The 2,500-nt window shown below is 56.6% G+C and carries 2 rRNA genes (1 of these 2 cut by a window edge); both read right to left on the reverse strand.

Going from position 1 to position 2,500, the window contains the following annotated elements:
• Positions 1 to 6: 6 nt before the first annotated feature.
• Positions 7 to 123 (reverse strand): 5S ribosomal RNA (gene rrf, locus MNY60_RS23190).
• A gap of 155 nt (positions 124 to 278) precedes the next feature.
• A 23S ribosomal RNA gene (locus tag MNY60_RS23195) occupies positions 279 to 2,500 on the reverse strand (it continues 755 nt past the right edge of the window).

The following is a 2,500-nucleotide window of genomic DNA, read 5'->3' on the forward strand; positions in this document are numbered from 1 at the left end:
AAAAAAATGCGGCAGCGACCTACTCTCCCACACCGCTTCCGGTGCAGTACCATCGGCTCTGGTGGGCTTAACTACCGTGTTCGGGATGGGAACGGGTGTGACCCCACCGAAATAGCCACCGCAAACCTGGAAAAGAGCTCGAGAAGCGACTGCTGCTGCTTCTCGCTGAATACGAAGGGTTAGAAGAGTCTTCCAGCGGGCCTCGCGTGGCCCGGACTACACGTTTCGATGCCTCGATCTCGACCTCGTTCAATGGTCGTCTACGACCTGAGAAGAGGGAGACCAAGCCGCACGCCCGATTAGTACCGGTCAGCTGAGCGCCTCACGGCGCGTACACCTCCGGCCTATCAACCTCGTCGTCTTCGAGGGGGCTTCAGGGGCTTGCGCCCGGGAGAAGTCGTCTCGAGGTTGGCTTCCCGCTTAGATGCTTTCAGCGGTTATCCGTTCCGCACATAGCTACCCAGCGATGCCCCTGGCGGGACAACTGGTACACCAGCGGTGCGTCCATCCCGGTCCTCTCGTACTAAGGACAGATCCTCTCACTTCTCCTACGCCCACGGCAGATAGGGACCAAACTGTCTCACGACGTTTTGAACCCAGCTCGCGTACCGCTTTAATTGGCGAACAGCCAAACCCTTGGGACCTGCTCCAGCCCCAGGATGCGATGAGCCGACATCGAGGTGCCAAACCGCGTCGTCGATGTGAACTCTTGGACGCGATAAGCCTGTTATCCCCAGAGTACCTTTTATCCGTTGAGCGATGGCCCTTCCATACAGAACCACCGGATCACTATGACCTGCTTTCGCACCTGCTCGAGCCGTCGCTCTCGCAGTCAAGCTCCCTTATGCCATTGCACTCGACGCCTGGTTTCCAATCAGGCTGAGGGAACCTTAGCGCGCCTCCGTTACTTTTTGGGAGGCGACCGCCCCAGTCAAACTACCCACCAGCCATTGTTCCCGACCCCGATGAGGGGTCCAGGTTAGACACCAGAAATCGCCAGGGTGGTATTTCACCGTTGCCTCCCCCCAAGCTAGCGCCCGGGGTTCATAGGCTCCCACCTATCCTACACAAGCAATTCCTAGTGTCAGTGGCAAGTTGTAGTAAAGGTTCATGGGGTCTTTCCGTCTTGCCGCGGGTAAACTGCATCGGCACAGCTATTTCAATTTCGCTGAGTCCCTGGTCGAGACAGCGCGGAAGTCGTTACGCCTTTCGTGCAGGTCGGAACTTACCCGACAAGGAATTTCGCTACCTTAGGACCGTTATAGTTACGGCCGCCGTTTACCGGGGCTTCGGTTCATCGCTTTGGCCTTGCGGCCTGACGAATCACCTTAACCTTCCGGCACCGGGCAGGCGTCAGACCCTATACGTCCACTTGACGTGTTTGCAGAGTCCTGTGTTTTTGTTAAACAGTCGCTACCGCCATTTATCTGCGACCCAGTGTCGCTTCAGGAGCAAGTCCCTACACGACGCCGGGCCCCCCTTCTTCCGAAGTTACGGGGGTAGATTGCAGAGTTCCTTGACCAGAGTTCTCTCAAGCGCCTTAGGATTTTCTCCTCGCCCACCTGTGTCGGTTTGCGGTACGGGCGCCTCGTCAGCTCCACGCGGGGATTTTCTAGGAAGCATGGGATCACGCACTTCAGGCCTTGCGGCCACGTCATCACCTCTCGGCGTTAACGGCCTCACCTTTTCATCGTATGAGGCCCGCCTACGGGCTTGAACCGGGACGACCGTCACCCGGCTGCGCTACCCTTCTCCGTCCCCCCTCGCTTCAACGCCAACGGGGCGGTACAGGAATATTAACCTGTTGTCCATCGCCTACGCCTTTCGGCCTCGGCTTAGGGCCCGACTAACCCTGGGCGGATTAACCTTCCCCAGGAAACCTTGGGCTTACGGCGAACGAGTTTCTCACTCGTTTTGTCGCTACTCATATCGGCATCAGCTCTAGAACAGACTCCACCAGTCCTTGCGGTCTGGCTTCGCTGCCGGTTCTACGCTCCCCTACCGATCCCTTGCGGGATCCCGTGGCTTCGGTGTCATGCTTGAGACCCGATACATTTTCGGCGCAGTCTCGCTTGATCAGTGAGCTATTACGCTATCTTTAAAGGATGGCTGCTTCTAAGCCAACCTCCTGATTGTCAAAGCGCTACCACATCCTTTTTGTGATCACTTAGCATGAACTTGGGGACCTTAGCCGACGATCTGGGTTATTCCCCTCTCGCCGATGAATGTTATCACCCACCGACTGCGTCCCGGGATAACAGTTTCAGGCATTCGGAGTTTGGTACGGTTTGGTAATCTGGTAGGACCCCTAGCCGTTCCAGTGCTCTACCTCCTGAACTGAATTTCCCGAGCCGATACCTAAATATCTTTCGGGGAGAACCAGCTATCACCAAGTTTGATTGGCCTTTCACCCCTACTCACAGCTCATCCCAGAAGTTTTCAACCTCCATGAGTTCGGTCCTCCACGCGGTTTTACCCGCGCTTCAACCTGGCCATGAGT

This window comes from Anaeromyxobacter sp. SG17, from assembly GCF_022690695.1.
GTDB classification, from domain to species: domain Bacteria; phylum Myxococcota; class Myxococcia; order Myxococcales; family Anaeromyxobacteraceae; genus Anaeromyxobacter; species Anaeromyxobacter soli.